Annotated in this window: 13 protein-coding genes, 1 tRNA gene and 1 pseudogene; 4 read left to right on the top strand and 11 right to left on the bottom strand. The window is 68.5% G+C overall.

Annotated elements, in window-relative coordinates:
- Nucleotides 1–128 precede the first annotated feature (128 nt).
- Nucleotides 129–209 carry a DUF2087 domain-containing protein gene (locus ABS64_RS14725; protein WP_363331294.1) on the top strand — a complete coding sequence of 27 codons (81 nt, stop codon included), beginning with the start codon at nucleotides 129–131 and terminating at the stop codon, nucleotides 207–209.
- Between the two features lie 9 nt (nucleotides 210–218).
- A complete protein-coding gene (locus tag ABS64_RS13340; protein WP_036291264.1) occupies nucleotides 219–1,556 on the top strand; it encodes an MFS transporter in 1,338 nt (445 codons plus the stop codon).
- Nucleotides 1,557–1,583: 27 nt separating this feature from the next.
- Here ABS64_RS13340 and ABS64_RS13335 read toward each other — a convergent pair whose 3' ends face one another.
- The 6 genes from ABS64_RS13335 to polA all read right to left on the bottom strand — a co-directional run bounded on the left by ABS64_RS13335 (nucleotide 1,584) and on the right by polA (nucleotide 9,735).
- The gene (locus ABS64_RS13335; protein ID WP_036291267.1) at nucleotides 1,584–1,841 is read right to left on the bottom strand and encodes a DUF6458 family protein; all 258 of its coding nucleotides are present in this window, start codon (nucleotides 1,839–1,841) and stop codon (nucleotides 1,584–1,586) included.
- 92 nt (nucleotides 1,842–1,933) lie between these two features.
- On the bottom strand, nucleotides 1,934–2,695 hold the full coding sequence (locus tag ABS64_RS13330; RefSeq protein ID WP_292684122.1) for an SGNH/GDSL hydrolase family protein: 762 nt from the start codon (nucleotides 2,693–2,695) through the stop codon (nucleotides 1,934–1,936).
- A gap of 106 nt (nucleotides 2,696–2,801) precedes the next feature.
- Nucleotides 2,802–4,172, bottom strand: a complete 1,371-nt coding sequence (locus ABS64_RS13325) for an MFS transporter (protein ID WP_292684120.1) — start codon at nucleotides 4,170–4,172, stop codon at nucleotides 2,802–2,804.
- Nucleotides 4,173–4,185: 13 nt separating this feature from the next.
- A complete protein-coding gene (locus tag ABS64_RS13320; RefSeq protein ID WP_292684118.1) occupies nucleotides 4,186–5,220 on the bottom strand; it encodes an LLM class flavin-dependent oxidoreductase in 1,035 nt (344 codons plus the stop codon).
- Between the two features lie 56 nt (nucleotides 5,221–5,276).
- Nucleotides 5,277–6,953, bottom strand: coding sequence for a DUF885 domain-containing protein (locus ABS64_RS13315; RefSeq protein WP_292684116.1), 1,677 nt, complete (start codon nucleotides 6,951–6,953; stop codon nucleotides 5,277–5,279).
- Nucleotides 6,954–7,062: 109 nt separating this feature from the next.
- Complete coding sequence (gene polA, locus ABS64_RS13310; RefSeq protein WP_292684114.1) at nucleotides 7,063–9,735, bottom strand: DNA polymerase I; 2,673 nt, start codon at nucleotides 9,733–9,735, stop codon at nucleotides 7,063–7,065.
- Nucleotides 9,736–9,800: 65 nt separating this feature from the next.
- Here polA and ABS64_RS13305 point away from each other — a divergent pair, with 65 nt between their 5' ends.
- Nucleotides 9,801–10,232 carry a hotdog fold thioesterase gene (locus tag ABS64_RS13305; protein ID WP_005055257.1) on the top strand — a complete coding sequence of 144 codons (432 nt, stop codon included), beginning with the start codon at nucleotides 9,801–9,803 and terminating at the stop codon, nucleotides 10,230–10,232.
- A 27-nt stretch (nucleotides 10,233–10,259) separates the two neighbouring features.
- Here ABS64_RS13305 and ABS64_RS13300 read toward each other — a convergent pair whose 3' ends face one another.
- Nucleotides 10,260–10,880, bottom strand: coding sequence for a response regulator (locus ABS64_RS13300; protein WP_005055255.1), 621 nt, complete (start codon nucleotides 10,878–10,880; stop codon nucleotides 10,260–10,262).
- Between the two features lie 56 nt (nucleotides 10,881–10,936).
- On the opposite strand from ABS64_RS13300, the gene ABS64_RS13295 reads away from it, so the two are divergent.
- Nucleotides 10,937–11,017 (top strand) — tRNA-Leu (locus tag ABS64_RS13295).
- Nucleotides 11,018–11,224: 207 nt separating this feature from the next.
- On the opposite strand, the gene pyk is transcribed toward ABS64_RS13295, so the two are convergent.
- From pyk to lgt, 4 genes and pseudogenes are all read right to left on the bottom strand, one after another.
- Nucleotides 11,225–12,673 carry a pyruvate kinase gene (gene pyk / locus ABS64_RS13290; protein ID WP_036289494.1) on the bottom strand — a complete coding sequence of 483 codons (1,449 nt, stop codon included), beginning with the start codon at nucleotides 12,671–12,673 and terminating at the stop codon, nucleotides 11,225–11,227.
- Between the two features lie 45 nt (nucleotides 12,674–12,718).
- A pseudogene (locus ABS64_RS13285) lies at nucleotides 12,719–14,147 on the bottom strand (glutamate synthase subunit beta).
- Nucleotides 14,140–18,696, bottom strand: a complete 4,557-nt coding sequence (gene gltB, locus ABS64_RS13280) for a glutamate synthase large subunit (protein WP_197017297.1) — start codon at nucleotides 18,694–18,696, stop codon at nucleotides 14,140–14,142. The pseudogene ABS64_RS13285 and the gene gltB overlap by 8 nt, the downstream one beginning before the upstream one ends.
- Nucleotides 18,697–18,851: 155 nt before the next feature.
- Nucleotides 18,852–19,832, bottom strand: a complete 981-nt coding sequence (gene lgt, locus ABS64_RS13275) for a prolipoprotein diacylglyceryl transferase (protein ID WP_036289488.1) — start codon at nucleotides 19,830–19,832, stop codon at nucleotides 18,852–18,854.
- Nucleotides 19,833–19,861 lie beyond the last annotated feature (29 nt).

Here is a 19,861-nt window from a genome sequence, read left to right as displayed (position 1 = left end):
GGCTCCATCACGGCCCACACCTCGTCAGAGATCTCCTGTCGCGTCACCGTTCAAGACTCACCCACCGAGGAGCGGAACCTCTTGATCAACACGCCCTAGAGCCAGACGCGCCGAACGGCGACGTCGCCGTGCTTCGGCGTTACCTGGTCGATCACGGGCTCCTTCGCCGCACGGCATCCGGGTCCGAACACGTGCGAACGCACGAGTAGCGTGGAGGGGTGACTACGACCCGCCCCTCTCCTGCGTCAGCCGGACCGGACTACCGGGCATGGATCATCTGGGGAGTCGGTGTCGCTGCCTACATGCTCGCGGTGATCAATCGCAGCTCGCTCTCGGCCGTGGGGGTCGATACCGCCCAGCGCTTCGGAGCGGATGCCGCGACGCTGTCGATGTTCGCCGTCGTCCAGCTGGCCGTCTACGGCGGCATGCAGATTCCGATCGGGCTCTTCCTCGACCGCTACGGCGCCCGCCCCATCATGACCATCGGGATGCTGCTGATGGCAGCCGGGCAGCTCACCCTCGCCTTCTCCCCCAGCGTCGGCGTCGCGATCTTCGCCCGCATGCTGCTGGGTGCCGGGGACGCCGCGGTCTTCCCCGGCGTGCTCCGTCTGGTCGCCGTGTGGTTCCCCGCGCAGCGCGGTCCGCTGATGAGTCAGCTGACGGGTCTCGTCGGCCAAGCCGGACAGCTCCTGGCGCTGGCCCCGCTCGCGGCGATGCTCCATGCGACCAGCTGGGAGATCGTGTTCGGCGGCATCGCCGGACTCTGTGTGTTGTTCGGCATCCTGGTGTGGGCGGTGATCCGCAACCACCCGCCCCAGCTGCGAGCGGACGTCTCCGTCGACACGAACACCGGCGCGATCCGGGTCGTGCGTTCGTCGATGGACACCGGCGTCGGCATCCGCGCCGCCTGGGCGCACCCGGGAACCCGCCTCGCGTTCTGGTCGCACTTCACGGCGCCGTTCGCCGGCACCGCGTTCGTGCTGCTCTGGGGAACGCCGTTCCTCACCGCCGGCGAGGGACTCAGCCTCGCGCAAGCCGCGGGCGTGCTGTCGACCTATGTCGTGGTGGGAATGGCCCTCGGACCGGTCATGGGCGACATCTCTCGCCGCATTCCCCACCTGCGCTCGCGGGCGCTGGTGCTTCCGGCCGTGGGCACCCAGTTCGTCGCGTGGACAGTGGTGATCGCGTGGCCCGGGCCTGCGCCGCTGTGGCTGCTGTACGGGCTCGCCGTGTCGCTGGCGATGGGTGGACCCGCCTCGATGATCGCTTTCGATCACGCGCGCACCCACAACCCCGCCCACCGCCTGAGCACCGCGACGGGAATCACGAACGTCGGCGGCTTCCTCGCCGCGCTGGTCGCGATCTTCGCGATCGGGATCGCCCTCGACCTACAGGGCGCCGGCACGCCGGAGACCTACCGACTCGATGCGTTTCGGTTGGCGTTCCTCGCACAGGTTCCGCTCTGGGCGCTCGGCTGGACATTCATCGTGATCGAGCGGCGCAAGACGCGGGTCCTGCTGGGGATGGACCCGCCGCGCCGACCGCGCGCCGAGTGATCGGCGTGCGCGGCCGGCGCGCGGGAATCAGACCGTTCCGTCGCCCGAGGTGCGGGACTCGGTCTGCGTGATCCGCTCGCCCACACCGGGCTCGACGGTCCGCGTGACCTGCTGCGTGGAGCGACGTCGCAGCATGAGGACGAGTCCGATGACGAAGATGAGCACGCCCGCGCCCATCAGGATGTAGCCGATCATGTCGAGGTTCACGTAGGGGACGTCGACGTTGACGGCGAACACGAGGATCGCTCCGATGACGAACAGTGCGATTCCGGCTCCGATGCTCATGAGTGCGTCTCCTTGTTCGGGGATGGGACGTCCTCATGGTGGCGGAACCCACGACGCTCGCCCATGCCCTTGACAGGCTCGGCTCCCGACGGCTAGTGAGGCTCCACCAGGCTCCAGGTCCCGCCGAACTTCGGCTCCCGGCCGTCGCCCGACGAGGTGCCGGTCAGGCGCCGGCGCACCCACGGACCCAGGTGTTCGCGCAGGTACTCGCGCTCCGCCAGGCGCACGGCATCCGGCAGCTCCGGCATGGCCCACCAGCCGTCGGGGACCGTCTCCCCGATGGCTTCCAGGACGCGGGCGGCGACACGGTGGTGACCACGACTGTTCATATGCAGGCGATCCTGAGACCAGAACGATGGATCCGACAGCTCGGCATCCGGCCAGTTCAGCGCGCGGATGACATCGGGGCGTTCGCCGACGCGCTGCACGACGGCATCCGACATGAGATCGCCGCGCCGCTGGATGAGCCGGTTCATCGGCAGCTGCGCCGAAGGATTGGCGCCCGACAGCAGAATCAGTGTGACGCCTTCCTCATCGCACCGCCGGAGTACCTGGCTGAACGCATCGGCGATGTGGCCGATCGACGTGCGCGGTCGCAGCATGTCGTTGCCGCCACCGTTGAACGACAGGTGGGTGGGCTTGAGTGCGAGAGCAGGCTCGAGCTGCTGGGCGACGATCGGCCAGATGAGCTTGCCGCGGATCGCAAGGTTGGCGTACTGGATGGGTTCGCCGCGGGAGTGCGCCCATCCCTGCGCGGTGAGATCGGCCCACCCGCGCACGCGGCCGTCGGGCAGCTCATCGCCGACACCCTCCGTGAACGAGTCGCCGATCGCCACGAATCGCACATCTGCCATCCGTTCAGCCTACGCCGCGACCCACCCGGGGTTCATCGGTCCGCTCTGGTCGCGTCGGGAGCGCGAAAGTGGCAGAAGAGGACGGATGACAGTGGATGCCGCGGCCTCAGCGGTCGTCGAGTGCCGCCCCGCGATGGTCGGCGAGGGCCCACGCGGCCGTCGCCGCGAGCACGAAGAACGTGGCGAACACGACGAAAAGCAGCGGTGCGCCACCGGCGGCGAGCAGGAGCGGCACGCTCAGCGGCGCCACGATGGACGCGATACGGCCGACGCCCGCGGCCCATCCGGCTCCGGTGGCACGCAGCGACGTGGGGTAGTTCTCCGGGGTCACGGCATACAGTGCGCCCCACGCGCCGAGGTTGAAGAACGATAGCGCCATCCCGGCCGCGATGATCACGTCTTCCGTCGATGCGGTGCCGAAGAACAGCGCGGCGACCGCGGATCCCGCCAGAAAGACCGACAACGTCACGCGCCGCCCCCATACCTCGATGAGCCAGGCCGCCACGGCGTAGCCCGGCAACTGTGCGAGCGTGATGATCAGGGTGAAGCCGAACGATTTCACCAGCCCGTACCCCTGCGCGAAGAGGATCGTCGGCATCCAGATGAACGCGCCGTAATACGAGAAGTTGACGCAGAACCAGACGATCCACAGCGCCCCCGTGCGCACGCGGAACTCGCCCGACCACAGTGCGCGCAGGCCGCGGTCCGCCAGCTGTGCGCCGGCCGCGGTGCCCACCGGGGCATGGCGACGAGGCGTTCCCTGCAGCGCCGGCGACGACTCGAACGTGCGGGTGACCGCGTCGGCCTCGCGGTGGCGTCCGCGTCGCGCGAGCCATCGCGGCGACTCCGGCAGCGACCAGCGGACGATGAGCGCGTAGATCGCGGGGATCGCCCCCAGCGCGAAGGCCCAGCGCCATCCGTCGGCGGATGCCGGGATCACGAAGAAGCCGATCAGCGCCGCCGCCGTCCATCCCAGGGCCCAGAACGCCTCGAGGATGACGATGAGTCGCCCGCGCATGCGTGCCGGGGCGATCTCGCTGACGTAGGTGCTCGCCACCGGCAGCTCGGCTCCCAGACCGAGCCCGACGATGACGCGCAGCGCGATGAGCGCCGCAAGTCCCCCGGCCAGGGCGCTCGCCCCGGTCGCCAGACCGTAGACGAGCAGCGTGACCGCGAACACCGAGCGGCGGCCGAAACGGTCCGCCAGGAGGCCGCCCAGGCTCGCGCCCACCGCCATGCCGACGAAACCGGCCGACGCGATCCACGACGCCTGCTCGCCGGTCAACGACCACTGTGCGATCAACGCGGTCAGCACGAATGAGACGAGCCCGACGTCCATCGCGTCGAGCGCCCAGCCGAGACCCGAACCGGTCAAGACCCGCAGGTGCCGGCGGGTGAACGCGAGAGCGTCCAGCCGCTCCCCCACGTCGGTGCCGGTCAGCGTCGGCGCAGAGGGAGAGGCAGCGGCATCCGTCATGCCTGAATGCTACTCAGGATGTCGAGAGCATCTCCGACACCAGCGGCGCGACCTTCGTGCCGTACAGCTCGATCGAGCGCATGAGCTTCGCGTGCGAGAGGGTGCCGTTGGCGTACTTGAGGTCGAAGCGCGTCGCCCCGAGGGTCTTCATTGTGGCCGCGATCTTTCGAGCGACGGTCTCCGGCGATCCCGCGTAGACGGCGCCCTCCGGGCCGATGTCATGTTGGAACTGCAGCCGGCTGTACGGCGGCCACCCGCGCTCGGCGCCGATCGCGTTGCGGTTGGCCTCCATCGCCGGGTACAGCTCCTCCCACGCCTGAGCGTCACTGTCCGCAACGTGGCCGGGTGAGTGCACGCCGACGGGCATCGCCTCGCTGTGCCCGAACGACGCGAGCGAGCGGTGGTAGAGGTCGACGTAGGGGCGGAAGCGATCGGCCGAGCCGCCGATGATGGCCAACATGAGCCCGTAGCCGTAGCGGGCCGTGCGCACGACGGACTCCGGGGAGCCACCGACGCCGACCCACGCGCGAATGCCGTTCTCGGTCTTCGGGAACACGTCGGCATTGGTCAGCGCCGCCCGGGTCGTGCCCTCCCAGGTCACGGGCTTCTCGGTGAGCAACTGTGAGAAGAGGTCGAGCTTCTCCTCGAAGAGCACCTCGTAGTCGCCCAGGTCATAGCCGAACAGCGGGAAGGACTCGATGAACGAACCCCGGCCGAGAATCACCTCGGCGCGACCCGACGACAGCGCGTCCAGCGTCGCGAAGCGTTCGTACACGCGCACCGGGTCATCACTGGAGAGGACGGTGACGGCCGTACCGAGGTGGATCCTCTCGGTACGGGCCGCCGCCGCAGCCAGCACCAGTTCCGGACTGGACACCGCGAATTCGTGGCGGTGGTGCTCCCCTACCCCGAAGAAGGAGAGCCCCACCTGGTCGGCGAGCACCGCCTGATCCACGATGTCGCGGATCGTCTGGGCGTCGCTCAGGCGCTCGCCGTCCTCGCCCACGGTGACGTCGCCGAAGGTGTCCAGTCCCAGTTCTACATTCATACGAATGAGAACCCTCCCTGTGCCGTGATCATTCCGTGCGGAGATTCTCGGCCGGATCAGCCCTGTGCGAGGGCCATGCGCAGCGTATCGAGACCGACCCCACCGAGACGCAGCGCGCGCATGTGGAAGCGCTTGATGTCGAAGTCGGCGCCCTCGCGATCGGCGGTCTCGTCGCGGATCTGTTCCCAGATGCGCTGGCCGACCTTGTAGGACGGTGCCTGCCCCGGCCAGCCGAGGTAGCGGTTGACCTCGAACTGGATGAACTCGTCCGACATGTTGACGTTTCGACGCATGAACTCAAGGGCGAAGTCGGCGTCCCAGATGCCCTCGCCGTCGGGTCGGGGCTTGCCCAGGTGCACGCCGATGTCGAGGACGACGCGAGCGGCGCGCATGCGCTGACCGTCGAGCATGCCGAGCCGATCGGCCGGGTCGTCGAGGTAGCCCAGCTGCTCCATCAAGCGCTCGGCGTAAAGGGCCCAGCCCTCCGCGTGTCCGCTGGAGCCGGCAAGCAGACGCCGCCAGGAGTTGAGCTCCGCGCGGTTGTAGACCGCCTGGGCGATCTGCAGGTGGTGGCCGGGAACGCCCTCGTGGTAGACCGTGGTCAGCTCGCGCCAGGTGTCGAAGGAGTCGACGCCCTCGGGCACCGACCACCACATCCGGCCGGGACGCGAGAAGTCGTCGGTCGGTCCGGTGTAGTAGATGCCGCCTTCGTTGGTCGGCGCGATCATGCACTCGAGCCGACGGATCTCCTCCGGGATGTCGAAGTGCGTCTTGCCGAGCTCCTCGACGGCACGATCGCTCGTGGCCTGCATCCACTCCTGAAGGGCCCGCGTGCCGCGCAGCTTGCGCGCCTCGTCATTCTCGAGGAAAGCCACGGCCTCTTCGACGGTCGCGCCCGGCAGAATCTCGTTGGCGATCGACTCCTGCTCCGCCACCATGCGGGCGAGCTCCTCGAGACCCCACTCGTAGGTCTCGTCGAGGTCGATCACGGCCCCGAGGAAGCCGCGCGAGTGCAGCGCGTACAGCTCGCGTCCGACCGCATCGTTCTCGGATGCCGCGGGCGCCAGCTCGGTGCGCAGGAAGTTCGCGAGTTCGTCGTACGCGACGCGGGCGGCGCCCGCGTGGCCGGAGAGGGTCTTCGCGAGAGAGGCGGGGAGCTGTCCCTGCGCCGGGACCGCGTCAGCCGCGAACGTCGCGAAGAAGCCGTTGTCGGCGGTATAGCGGGCGATCTGGCCCACGACCTCCGTGACCTGACGGCGGGCGGGAACGACGCCCGTCGCGATGCCCTCGCGCAGTGTTTCGATGTACCCGCCGATCGCGTCGGGGATGGCCGACAGTCGCGCAGCGATCACCGACCAGTCCTCGACCGTGTCGGTGGGCATCAGGTCGAACACGTTGCGCAGCTCCTGCGCGGGCGAGGCGATCACGTTGAGGTCGCGCAGGTGCGCACCGGCCTCGTGCAGCGCGAGCGAGAGCTCGAGGTCGCCGGCGAGATCGGCCTTGGTGACCACGTCCACGTCGTCGACCGGCTCGGCCGCCTGCAAGGCCGACAGCGTGGCACGCGTGGCGTCGATGCGCGCCGCCGTGCCCGCGGGTGAGAGGTCATCGAGACGGCCGTTGTGCTCGAAGCGTCCGATGTAGGTGGCCAGTCCCGGAGAAAGCTCGGCAGAGGTGTCGACCCATGCCTCGGCGATCGCGTCGATCGGCGTGGGGGTACGTGGGGAGTCATTCATTCTTCGAGCCTAATCCCGACGCGGCACTGGCGTGGGTTCGGATGCCGGGGCGGACGGCACGCGATCTCAGCCGTGCTCCCCCGCGGCCTGCGATCCTCCTCGGGCGAGCTCAGTGGCCGGCGACGTCCCAATTCTCCCCGCGACCGATCTGTACGTCCAGGGGCACGGACAGCTCTGCGGCATCACCCATGCGGTCGTGGACGATCTTCTCGACCGTGTCCCACTCCCCCGGTGCCACCTCCACCACGAGCTCGTCGTGGATCTGGAGCAGCACCCGAGACGCGACACCCTGAGCGCGGAACTCGTCGTGGATGCGGAAGAGGGCGATCTTCATGATGTCGGCCGCGCTGCCCTGGATCGGGGCGTTCAGCGCCGCGCGCTCCGCATTCTCACGCAGCACGCGGTTGGGGCTCGCGAGATCGGGGAAGGGACGGCGGCGTCCGAAGATCGTCTCCGTGTAGCCGTCGATACGGGCCTGCTCGACGGAGGAGCGCAGGTAGTCGCGCACCGCGCCGAAGCGGGCGAAGTACTCGGTCATCAGCAGCTTCGCCTCGGACTGATCGATGCGCAGCTGCTTCGACAGACCGAACGCGCTGAGGCCGTACACGAGGCCGTAGCTCATCGCCTTGACCTTCGTGCGCATGGCCGGGGTCACGTCGGCCGGCTCGACGCCGAACACCCGTGCGCCGACGAACCGGTGCAGGTCTTCGCCCGAGTTGAAGGCCTCGATGAGACCCTCGTCGCCGGACAGATGCGCCATGATGCGCATCTCGATCTGCGAGTAGTCCGCCGTCAGCAGGGTCTCGTAGCCCTCGCCGACCTCGAACGCGGCGCGGATGCGCCGAGACTCCTCCGTGCGGATCGGGATGTTCTGCAGGTTCGGGTCGGTGCTCGACAGACGCCCCGTCTGGCTGCCCGTCTGCACGTACGTCGTATGGATGCGGCCGTCGGAGCCGGCGGCGCGATCATTGCCGATCGACGCATCGAGCGACTCGATGATCTGTCGGAGTTTGGTCGCCTCGCGATGCTGCAGGAGAAGATCGAGGAAGGGGTGCGGATTCGACTCCTGCAGGTCGGCGAGCACCGCGGCATCCGTAGAGTAGCCCGTCTTCGTCTTGCGGGTCTTTGGCAGCTCGAGCTGCTCGAACAGCACGTCCTGCAGCTGCTTGGGCGAACCCAGGTTCACCTCCCGACCGATCTCGGCGTAGGCGAGCTGGGCAACGGCCTCGGCGCGCGCGCCCAGCTCCGCAGAGAACCCCGAGAGCTTCTCGTGCGAGACGGCGACGCCGGCCACTTCCATGTCGGCCAGGGTGTCGAGAGTGGGCAGTTCGATCTCGGTCATCACACGGGCGACCGACGCGGGCATCTGGGCCCGCATGGCGTCGGCGACGCGCAGTGCGTACCACGACAGTTGACCCGGGGTGGCGCCTTCGGTCTCGGGTACCAGCTGCGTCGGATCGGCCTCGGGCAGCTTCTCGTCGAGATAGCGGTCGACGAGGTCACCGAGCCCCTTGTCGGGAAAGCTGGGGCGCAGCAGCCACCCGGCGAGGATCGGGTCGAAAACCAGGCCCCGCAGTCGCACTCCGGCACGTCGGAGGGCCTTCACCTGCGCCTTGGCATCGGCGATGACCTTCGGCGCATCACTGCTCAACCAGGGCCCGAGAGTTGCGGAAACGTCCGTCGACCAGGTCGTCTCGATGGCCTCATCGCCGGTGGCGAGGCCCAGTCGTGCGGGAAGGCCGCCCTCCGTCGTGAGCATGAGCGCCACCTCCTCGGCGTCGTCGGCCGCCGTGCGGGCGGCGACCCATGCCTCGAGCGCGGCGGCGTCGACCTCGACGGGCTTGGGCGCTGCGACCGTGTTCGCCGCGTGGTCGGCGCCGTCGTCGAGGTCGGCGCCGACGGCCTCGAAAACGCGCGGCAGAAGGGTGCGGAACTCCAGTCGGGCGAAGATGTCGCGGACAGCCTGCGCATCGATCGGCCGGACCGCGAGGTCGACCGGTCCGACGCCGAGCTCGACATCGCGCAGCAGGGCGTTCAGGTTCCTGTTGCGCCGCACGTCGTCGAGGTGATCGCGCAGATTGCCCCCCACGACTCCGGTGATCTTGTCGGCGTTCTCGAGCAGAGAGTCCAGACTCCCCCACTGTGTGAGCCACTTGACGGCGGTCTTCTCGCCCACTTTCGGCACCCCGGGCAGGTTGTCGCTGGTCTCGCCCACGAGCGCGGCGATGTCGGGGTAGTTGGCGGGCGGCAGGCCGTACTTCTCGACGACGGCATCCGGCGTGTAGCGCTTGAGCTGCGACACACCCTGCACGCTGGGGTAGAGCAGCGTCACGTCGTCGGTGACGAGTTGGATGGTGTCACGGTCGCCGGAGCAGACGAGCACGTCATAGCCTTCGGCCGCACCCTGCGTGGCGAGGGTCGCGAGGATGTCGTCGGCCTCGATGCCCTCCTTCGTGAGCACCGTCACGTTCATCGCGGCGAGGCACTCCTGCAGCAGGGGGATCTGGCCCTTGAACTCCGCCGGCGACTCGGAGCGATTCGCCTTGTACTCGGGGTACTTGTCGGTACGGAACGAGTGACGGGAGGTGTCGAACGCGACGGCGAGATGCGTCGGCTGCTCCGCCTTGACGAGGTTGACGAACATCGACAGGAAGCCGTAGATGCCGTTCGTGTGCTGACCGTCGCGCGTCGTGAAGTTGTCCACCGGAAGGGCGAAGAAGGCGCGGTAGGCCAGCGAATGGCCGTCCACGACGAGGAGAGTAGGCTTTGCGGAGTCCGTCACCCTGCAACTCTAGACGCGGGGGCGGACACCGGAACTTTCAACCCGATCACTTCCGAAGGTGGACGATGACCGCTGAGAACTCCCCTGTCGACGACGGCATGGATTGGGCGCGTCAGCGCGGCATGGGCGCCCTCGCCGAGAAGATGGGCATCGAGTTCACGGAGTTCAGCATCGAGCGCTCTGTCGCGACCATGCCCGTTGAGGGCAACACGCAGCCGGTCGGACTGCTGCACGGCGGTGCGTACGTCGTTCTCGGGGAGTCCCTCGGCTCGATGGCCGCCAACCTGCACGCGGGGCCCGGGCGACTCGCCGTCGGCGTCGACATCAACGCGACCCACACGCGATCCGCCACGAGCGGCGTCGTCACCGGGGTCTGCACGCCGGTTCATCTCGGCCGTAGCCTCACGGTCCACGAGATCGTCGTGACCGACGATCAGGGGCGGCGCTGCTCGACGATCCGCATCACGAACATGATCAGGGAGCGCTCGGCATCCTGAGCCGGCGCCCCCGCACGAGGTGGCGGCTCAGCCCTTCTTGGGCGAGAGCTGCTCGATGATCGCCTTGGCGACGTCCTGCATCGTCAGTCGGCGGTCCATCGACGCCTTCTGGATCCAGCGGAACGCCTCGGGCTCGCTCAGGCCCATCTTCTCGTTGAGCAGGCCCTTGGCGCGGTCGACGAGCTTACGGGTCTCGAAGCGCTCGACCATGTCGGCCACCTCGGCCTCGAGCGTGATGATCTGCTCGTAGCGCGCGAGGGCGATCTCGATCGCCGGCAGCAGGTCGTTGGGGGTGAACGGCTTGACCACGTAGGCCAGGGCGCCGGCCTCGCTGGCCCGCTCGACGAGCTCCTTCTGGCTGAACGCAGTCAGCAGCACGACGGGGGCGACGTGGTTCTTGCTGAGCTTCTCGGCGGCGCTGATGCCGTCCAGGACGGGCATCTTCACGTCCATGATGACGAGGTCCGGGCGCAGCTCGGTCGCCAGCTGCACGGCGGTCTCCCCGTCGCCGGCCTCCCCCACGACGTCGAAGCCGTTGTCGCGGAGGATCTCGACGATGTCGAGGCGGATCAGCGATTCGTCCTCGGCGACGACGACGCGTCGCGGGGAGGATGCCGTGGGAGTCGTGCTCGGTTCCTGCTCAGTCACCTTTGAATCCTACGGTATGGTCAATCCCGGACGTGCGCTGATGAACGTCCGCGTGCGCCGGTGTGGCGGAATGGCAGACGCGACCGACTCAAACTCGGTTGTCTTCGGACGTGTGGGTTCGACTCCCACCACCGGCACGGAAGATGCGGTGCCCATGGGCGCCGCATCTTGCGTTGCGGTGGTGTCGTGGTGGGACGCGCGTGTGGGTGGGCCCACGCGGCCGGAGGCTCCGCGCGCCGCGGAGCGGCGTGTGGAGGGGCCGTGGGGACGACCCCCCCACCGGCGCGCAACGCAGAGGGCGGATGCCGGCGATCCCGGCATCCGCCCTCTGGTGTCTCTGCGACCTACTTCTCCGACTGGTAGATCGGCGCCTTGCCGTGAACGGCGTCGCCGATCCGGTGCACCCGGATGTCGTTGGTCGAGCCGATGATTCCGGGAGGGGAACCGGAGATCACGACGACCTTGTCCCCTTCGGTGGCGAGGCCCTGGCCGAGGAAGAACTCGTCGACCTGCATGAACATCATGTCGGTGTGCGCGACGTGCTCCACGAGCGTCGACTGCACGCCCCACGTCAGCGCCATGCGGCGGCGGATGGCCGGGTCGACGGCGAAAGCCATCATCGGGATGCCGGGGCGCAGGCGCGACATGCGGCGCGCGGTGTCGCCGGACTCCGTGAAGATGGCGATGTACTTCGCCTCGATGAACTCCGCCACCTCGTTCGCGGCGAGGGTCAGGATGCCGCCCTGCGTGCGGGGCTTGGCGCTGAAGGGACGGATCCGCTCGAGACCGTGCTCCTCGGTCGACTCGACGATGCGGGCCATGGTCTGCACCGTCACGACCGGGTAGTCGCCGACGCTGGTCTCACCGGAGAGCATGACGGCGTCCGCGCCGTCGAGGACGGCGTTGGCGACGTCGGAGGCCTCGGCGCGCGTGGGCACCGGGGCGTGGGTCATCGACTCGAGCATCTGCGTCGCGACGATGACGGGCTTCGCCATCCGGCGGCACATCTCGACAGCGCGCTTCTGCACGACCGGCACGGCCTCCAGCGGAAGCTCGACCGCGAGGTCACCGCGGGCGACCATGATGCCGTCGAACGCGTCGATGATCTCCTCGAGATTGTCCACCGCCTGCGGCTTCTCGATCTTGGCGATCACGGGGACCTTGCGTCCCTCCTCCGCCATGATCTCGTGCACGCGGGTGATGTCGGCGGCGTCGCGCACGAACGACAGCGCGATGAGGTCGGCGCCGGCCTGGAGACCCCAGCGCAGGTCCGACTCGTCCTTCTCGGAGAGAGCCGGGACGCTGACGGCGACGCCCGGAAGGTTGATGCCCTTGTTGTTGGAGACGGTGCCCGCCACGATGACCTTGGTCGTGACGACGGGGCCGTCGACGCTCTCCACCTGGACGCGCACCTTGCCGTCGTCGATGAGGAGGAAGTCACCGGGCTTCACGTCGCCGGCGAGGCCCTTGAAGGTGGTGCCGACGAGGTCGCGCGTGCCGACGACGTCCTCCGTGGTGATGCGGAACGTGTCGCCGACAGCGAGGTCGTGAGGTCCGTCGCTGAACTTGCCGAGGCGGATCTTTGGGCCCTGCAGGTCGACGAGGATGGCGACGGCGCGGCCCGCGTCGTCGGCGGCCTTGCGCACGTTCGCGAAGCGGACTTCGTGCTCGGCGTACGAGCCGTGGCTCAGGTTCATTCGGGTGACGTCCACGCCCGCATCGATGATCGCGCGGATCATCTCATACGATTCGGTGGCCGGACCCAGGGTTGCGACGATCTTCGCGCGTCTCACTGAAGACTCTCCGGTCTCTATGGGTTGTTCGGGGGTGATTTCAGCCTACGCGGGCTGAAGGCCGATCGCGACGTCGGTCGGGCGCACCGGTGACGGCAGGCTCGTGCGTCCCATGAGGTACTCGTCGACGGCCGCCGCCGCGGCGCGACCCTCCGCGATCGCCCAGACGATCAGGGACTGTCCACGACCGGCGTCTCCGGCGACGAACACGCCGGGCGCGGTCGTCTGGTAGTCATCGCCGCGCTCGACGTTGCCGCGGCCCGTGAACACGGTACCGAGCTGCGATTCGAGTTCGGTGCGTTCGGGGCCGGTAAAACCCATCGCGATGAGGATGAGGTCAGCGGGGATCTCGCGCTCGGTGCCGCTGCGAGGTACCCGGCGGCCGTCGGGCAGGTATTCCGTCTCCGCAACGCGGAGAGCGCGCACCTCTCCCGCCTCGTTGCCCAGGAACTCCACCGTCGAGGCCAGGAAGCTGCGCTGCCCGCCCTCCTCGTGTGCCGAAGAGACCTCGAAGACGGTCGGCGTCATCGGCCACGGCTGGTGGTCGGGCCGGTTCGCCGGCGGCTGCTTGCCGATGGCGAGGTTCGTGACGCTGAGCGCGCCCTGGCGGTGCGCGGTTCCGATGCAGTCCGCACCGGTGTCACCGCCGCCGATGACGATCACGTGCTTGCCCTCGGCGTGGATCTGCTGCGGAACCTGGTCGCCGGCGACGGCCTTGTTCGACTCGATGAGGTACTCCATCGCGAAGTGCACACCGGCCAGGTCGCGCCCGGGGATGGCGAGCTCGCGCGGGAGTGTGGCTCCCGTGGCGATGACGACCGCGTCGTAGCGGGCACGCAGATCGCTCCAGGAGATGTCCTTGCCGATCTCGACGCCCGCGCGGAATCGCGTGCCCTCGTCCTGCATCTGACGCAGGCGTGACTCGAGGTGGCGCTTCTCCATCTTGAAGTCGGGGATGCCGTAGCGCAGCAGACCGCCGATGCGGTCGTCACGCTCGTACACGGCGACGGTGTGGCCGGCGCGCGTCAGCTGCTGGGCAGTGGCGAGTCCGGCCGGGCCCGAGCCGACGACCGCGACGGTCTTGCCGGTCAGGCGTGCGGGCGGCTCCGGCTCGACCCAGCCGTTCGCGAACGCCTCGTCGATGGTCGAGACCTCGATCTGCTTGATCGTGACCGCCGGCTGGTTGATACCGAGCACGCACGAGCTCTCGCACGGCGCCGGGCACAGCCGCCCCGTGAACTCCGGGAAGTTGTTCGTGGCGTGGAGGCGCTCGATCGCGGCGCGACCCTCGCCGCGCCAGGTGAGGTCGTTCCACTCCGGGATCAGGTTGCCCAGCGGGCAGCCCTTGTGACAGAACGGGATGCCGCAGTCCATGCAGCGGCCGGCCTGACGACGCAGGACGGCGGTGTCGAACCGGCCGGCGCGCCGGGAGCTCGCGCTCGGTGGTCTTCAGGAAGCCCTTCGGGTCAGCCACCGGTCACCTCCAGGATGCGGGTCCAGACGACGTCGCTGTCGGGGTCGAGCCCCTCGGCGGCAGCCTCCTGGCGGGTCTGCAGTACCGCGGCGTAGTCGCGCGGCAGGACACGGACGAAGTTCGCGGCCTCGGCCTCGAGATCGTCCAAGAGAGCGGCTGCGAGCACCGAGTCGGTCTCGGTCACGTGCCGTTGAAGGAGATCGCGCAGGATCTCGACGTCACCCGAACCCATCTCCAGCAGTTCGAGTTCGCCGCTGGCGAGCGCCTCGCGGTTCACGAGAGCGCGGTCGAGCTTGTAGATGTACGCGGTGCCGCCCGACATGCCGGCTCCGAGGTTGCGCCCGGTCGGTCCGAGGATGACGGCCAGGCCGCCGGTCATGTACTCGAGCGCGTGGTCGCCGACACCCTCGACGACGGCGGTCGCCCCCGAGTTGCGCACGAGGAAGCGCTCCCCCACCACTCCGCGCAGGAACAGCGTGCCCTGCGTGGCGCCGTAGCCGATCACGTTGCCCGCGATGACGTTCTGTGCCGCATCGAAGGTTGCGCCGCGGGGCGGGCGGACGATGATCTCGCCTCCCGACAATCCCTTGCCGACGTAGTCGTTCGAGTCGCCCTCGAGTCGCAGGGTGATGCCCGACGGCAGGAAGGCGCCGAAGGACTGACCGGCCGAGCCGGTGAGATTGATCTCGATGGTGCCCGCCGGCAGGCCGTGCTCGCCGTGAGCGAGGGTGACCCGGTTGCCGAGCATCGTGCCCACGGCACGTTCGGTGTTGCGGATCGGCAGGTCGATGGAGAAGTGCCCGCCGTGGGCGATGACGTCCTGAGCGCGCTCGATCAGCGGTACATCGAAGTGATGGTCCAGCTCGTGCTCCTGGTTGCGCAGGTGGCGACGCGGCACGTCCTGGGCGAACGCCGGGCCCTCCAGGATCGGCGTCAGATCGAGTCCGCTGGCCTTCCAATGGTCGATCGCGCCGTTCATGTCGAGCATCTCGGAGTGGCCGACGGCCTCTTCGATCGAGCGGAAGCCCAGCTCGGCGAGGTACTCGCGCACTTCCTGCGCGAGGAACTCCATGAAGTTGACGACGAACTCCGGCTTGCCGGTGAAGCGGCTGCGCAGCACCGGGTTCTGGGTCGCCACACCGACCGGGCAGGTGTCGAGGTGGCAGACGCGCATCATGATGCAGCCCTCGACCACGAGCGCGGTGGTGGCGAAGCCGAACTCCTCGGCGCCCAGCAGCGCGGCGATCACGACGTCGCGGCCGGTCTTGAGCTGACCGTCCGCCTGCACCACGACACGGTCGCGCATGTCGTTCAGCATGAGCGTCTGCTGCGTCTCGGCCAGACCCAGCTCCCACGGCGTGCCGGCGTGCTTCAGCGAGTTCAGCGGGCTCGCGCCCGTGCCGCCGTCGTGCCCCGAGACGAGGATGACGTCGGCGAGAGCCTTCGCGGTTCCCGCCGCGACGGCCCCGATGCCCGACTGGCTCACGAGCTTGACGTGAACGCGCGCCTTCGGGTTCGCACGCTTGACGTCGAAGATGAGCTGCTTGAGATCTTCGATCGAGTAGATGTCGTGGTGCGGCGGGGGCGAGATGAGGCCGACGCCGGGGGTGCCGCCGCGCGTCCGCGCGATCCACGGGTAGACCTTTCCGGGAGGCAGCTGGCCTCCTTCGCCCGGCTTCGCCCCCTGGGCGAGCTTGATCTGGATGTCGTCGGCGTGCGTGAGGTACATGCTCGTGACACCGAAACGCCCCGAGGCGACCTGCTTGATGGCGCTGCGACGCTGCGGGTCGAGGAGGCGCTCGACATCCTCGCCGCCTTCACCCGTGTTCGACTTCGCCCCGATCGAGTTCATCGCGATGGCGAGGGTCTCGTGCGCTTCTTTCGAGATCGAGCCGTAGCTCATCGCACCCGTGGAGAAACGCTTGACGATCGAGGAGACGGGCTCCACCTCGTCGATCGGTACGGGCGGACGCACGCCGGTCTTCAGTCGGAACATCCCGCGCAGCGTCTTGAGCTCTGCCGCCTGGTCGTCGATGAGCTTCGTGTACTCCCGGAAGATGTCGTAGCGCCGCGTGCGCGTCGAGTGCTGCAGGCGGAAGACCGTGTCGGGCGTGAACAGGTGCGGTGCACCGTCGCGGCGCCACTGGTACTCGCCGCCGGTCCACAGCCGCTCGTGTGCGCGTGCCGCGCCGTCCTCGGGATACGCGTAATCGTGGCGGGCCTGGTTCTCGACCGCGATCTCGCGCACCCCGACGCCGCCGAGTTTCGTCTCGGTACCCGTGAAGTACTTGCGGACGAACTCCTCCGACAGGCCCACGGCCTCGAAGACCTGGGACCCGGCATACGACGACACCGTGGAGATGCCCATCTTCGACATGATCTTCAGCACGCCCTTGCCGAGCGCGTAGATGAGGTTCTTGACGGCCTTCTCGGGGGTGATCCCCGTGATGAACCCGGCCCGAACGAGGTACTCGACGGTTTCCATCGCCAGGTACGGGTTGACGGCCGAAGCGCCGTAGCCGATGAGCGTGGCGACGTGGTGCACCTCGCGCACATCACCGGCCTCGACCACCAGGCCCACCTTCATCCGGTTCTCCTGGCGGATGAGGTGGTGGTGAACGGCCGACAGCATGAGCAGCGACGGAATCGGCACCAGGTCCTTGTTGGAGTCGCGGTCGCTCAGGATGATGAACTCGGCGCCGTCGGCGATCGCGGCGTCCACCTCGGCGGAGATCTCCTCGAGGCGGCGCTCGAGCGCGTCCTCGCCGTGCTCCAGGTGATACAGGCCGCGGATGGTCGCGGAGCGACGCCCGGGCAGTGCCTTGTCGATGTTCTGCAGCTTGGCGAGCTCGTCGTTGTCGATCACCGGGAAATCGAGGGTGATCGTGCGCGTGTGCTCGGGGCCCCACTCCAGGAGGTTGCGCTCGGGGCCGAGCCCGAGGGCGAGCGAGGTCACGACCTCTTCACGGATCGAGTCCAGCGGCGGGTTGGTGACCTGCGCGAACTGCTGCACGAAGTAGTCGAACAGCAGGCGCGGACGCTCGCTGAGCACCGCGATGGGCGTGTCCGATCCCATGGCGCCGAGCGGCTCGGCGCCGGTCTGACCCATGGGCGTGAGAAGGATGCGCACCTCCTCCTCGGTGTATCCGAAGGTGCGCTGACGGCGCGTGATCGAGGCGATCGGGTGCACGATGTGCTCGCGCTCGGGCAGCTCCTTCAGGCGCACGCGACCGGCATCCAGCCATTCCTGCCACGGCTGCAGTGCGGCCAGCTCAGCCTTGACCTCGTCGTCCTCGATGATGCGACGCTGGGCGGTGTCGACCACGAACATGCGTCCGGGGCGCAGACGCCCCCGGCGCTTGATGCGCTCCGGGGCGAAGTCGAGCACACCGGTCTCGCTGCCGATGACGACGAGTCCGTCGGTGGTCTCCGTCCAGCGACCCGGGCGCAGACCGTTGCGGTCGAGCGTCGCGCCGACGAGGGTGCCGTCGGTGAAGATGAGGGCGGCGGGGCCGTCCCAGGGCTCCATCTGCATCGAGTGGTACTCGTAGAACGCGCGGAGATCCGGCGCGATGTCGGCCTGCTTCTCGTAGGCTTCCGGCACCATCATCATCACCGCGTGCGGCAGGCTGCGTCCCGTCAGGGTGAGCAGTTCGAGCACCTCGTCGAAGGATGCCGAGTCGCTCGCGCCCTCGGTGCAGATCGGCAGCAGCGGGCGGATGTCGCCGATCAGCTCGGACTCGAGCTGCGACTGACGGGCGCGCATCCAGTTGCGGTTGGCGCCGACGGTGTTGATCTCGCCGTTGTGGGCCAGCATGCGCAAGGGCTGCGCGAGCGGCCACGACGGGAACGTGTTGGTCGAGTAGCGCGAGTGCACGACCGCCAGCTCGCTCTGGAAGCGCTCGTCCTGCAGGTCGGGGTAGAACGGCTCGAGCTGGAGGGTCGTGACCATGCCCTTGTAGCCGAGCGTGCGCGCGCTGAGCGACACGAAGTAGGCGTCATGCTCGCGGCGGGCGCGCTTGCGCAGCCGGTAGACGCGGCGGTCGAGGTCGATCCCGCTCAGGGCGGGAGCGTCGCCGACGGCGGGGCGTGACACGAACAGCTGCTCGAAGTGGGGTCGCGCCTCGTATGCCAGCTTGCCGAGGTGCTCCTGCTCGGTCGGCACGTCGCGCCAGCCGAGCACCGTCAAACCCTCGGTCTCGGCGATGCGCTCGACGCCCGCCTTGATGTCGGCGCGGGCTGCCTCGTCGAGCGGAAGGAACGCCATGCCGGCGGCGTACTGCCCGACCGGGGGCAGCTCGAAGTCCACCACGGCGCGCAGGAACGCGTCGGGCATCTGCGTGAGGATGCCGGCGCCATCACCGGTACCGGCGTCGGAGCCGATGGCCCCGCGGTGCTCGAGGTTGCGCAGCGCCGTCAGCGCGAGCTCGACGATGTCGTGGCCCGGCTCTCCGCGCAGCGTGGCGACCATCGCCAGGCCGCAGGCGTCCTTCTCGAACGCGGGGTTGTACATCCCCTGCTTGGCAGGGAAACCCGATGCGGGGCGCATCTCGGGTTCTTCGTGGGTCTTCTCACGACGGGGGCTCGAAGCCATGGCAACCGTCCTCATGGTCAAACTGATCGGGGACGACGTCGGCCCTGGGCATTCAGCGGAGTTGTATTCAGCGGAGGAGAAGTCGAAGCATCGTGCGCATCGGGGCGGTGCTACTTCGACGTGACAGTGCTTGTGGCTGCGTCCGCGATGGATTCGGCTGTCGGGGGTGCGCTGACGTCCACGAATTCATCGGTGTTCTGCGATTGTACAGCCCCGCCCCGCTCACGACCGCGCATGTACGGCGACGGCTCGAAGCCCGGGTGGCGGCGGGTCTGCACGGCGAAGATGACGATTCCCACCAGCACGCCGAAGATCGCCGCCCAGACGTTGGTGCGCAGACCGAAGAACACTTCGCTCGGGTCGATGCGGATGCTCTCCCAGACGATGCGACCTGCGCTGTACCAGACGAGGTAGAACGCGAACAGGCGACCCCACTGCAGGCGGAAGCGGTGACCAGCCCACAGCAGCACGATCACGCCCATCGTGTTCCAGATCACCTCGTAAAGGAAAGTGGGGTGGAAGAGCGTTCCGGCGGGGAGGCCGACCGGCCAGGCCGGGTTCGGGTAGTCGATCTGCAGGCCCCAGGGCAGATCGGTGGGAAGCCCGTACAGCTCCTGGTTGAACCAGTTTCCGAAGCGGCCCAGCGCCTGCGCGAGCAGCAGGCCCGGAGCGAGCGCGTCGGCGAAGGTCCAGAACCGGATGCCGGTCCACTTGCAGCCGAGCCACGCGCCGATCGCGCCGCCGATGAGCGCGCCGAAGATCGCGATGCCGCCGTCCCACACGTTCCAGATCGCGTCGCGCACGAACGGGTTCCACCACTCGCGTCCCTGCTCGAAGTAGAACCCCCAGTGGGTCACGACGTGAAAGGCGCGCGCGCCGATGATCGCCAGGGGCACGGCGAGCAGGCAGATGTCGATGACGACCCACGATTCCGCGCCACGCTTGGTGAGACGGTGGTTGGTCATGAAAGCCGCGACGACGATGCCCGCGAGGATGCACAGGGCGTAGAAGTGAATCGTCAGCGGGCCGACCTGGAAGGAACTGATCGGCGGGCTCGGGATGCTGGCGACGACGGAGGCGGAGGAAAGCACGAGGGGCAGTCTACTTCGCCGCCGGTGCC

The organism is Microbacterium sp. SCN 69-37, from assembly GCF_001724435.1.
In the GTDB taxonomy this organism is placed as follows: domain Bacteria; phylum Actinomycetota; class Actinomycetes; order Actinomycetales; family Microbacteriaceae; genus Microbacterium; species Microbacterium laevaniformans.
This window is presented reverse-complemented; position numbering and strand designations above follow the sequence as displayed.

Coding starts and splice junctions, on each gene's coding strand:
- ABS64_RS13335 (WP_036291267.1), bottom strand. CDS start 1,841: ATGAGCATCGGAGCCGGAATCGCACTGTTCGTCATCGGAGCGATCCTC.
- ABS64_RS13330 (WP_292684122.1), bottom strand. CDS start 2,695: ATGGCAGATGTGCGATTCGTGGCGATCGGCGACTCGTTCACGGAGGGT.
- ABS64_RS13325 (WP_292684120.1), bottom strand. CDS start 4,172: ATGACGGATGCCGCTGCCTCTCCCTCTGCGCCGACGCTGACCGGCACC.
- ABS64_RS13320 (WP_292684118.1), bottom strand. CDS start 5,220: ATGAATGTAGAACTGGGACTGGACACCTTCGGCGACGTCACCGTGGGC.
- ABS64_RS13315 (WP_292684116.1), bottom strand. CDS start 6,953: ATGAATGACTCCCCACGTACCCCCACGCCGATCGACGCGATCGCCGAG.
- ABS64_RS13305 (WP_005055257.1), top strand. CDS start 9,801: ATGACCGCTGAGAACTCCCCTGTCGACGACGGCATGGATTGGGCGCGT.
- gltB (WP_197017297.1), bottom strand. CDS start 18,696: ATGCGCCCCGCATCGGGTTTCCCTGCCAAGCAGGGGATGTACAACCCC.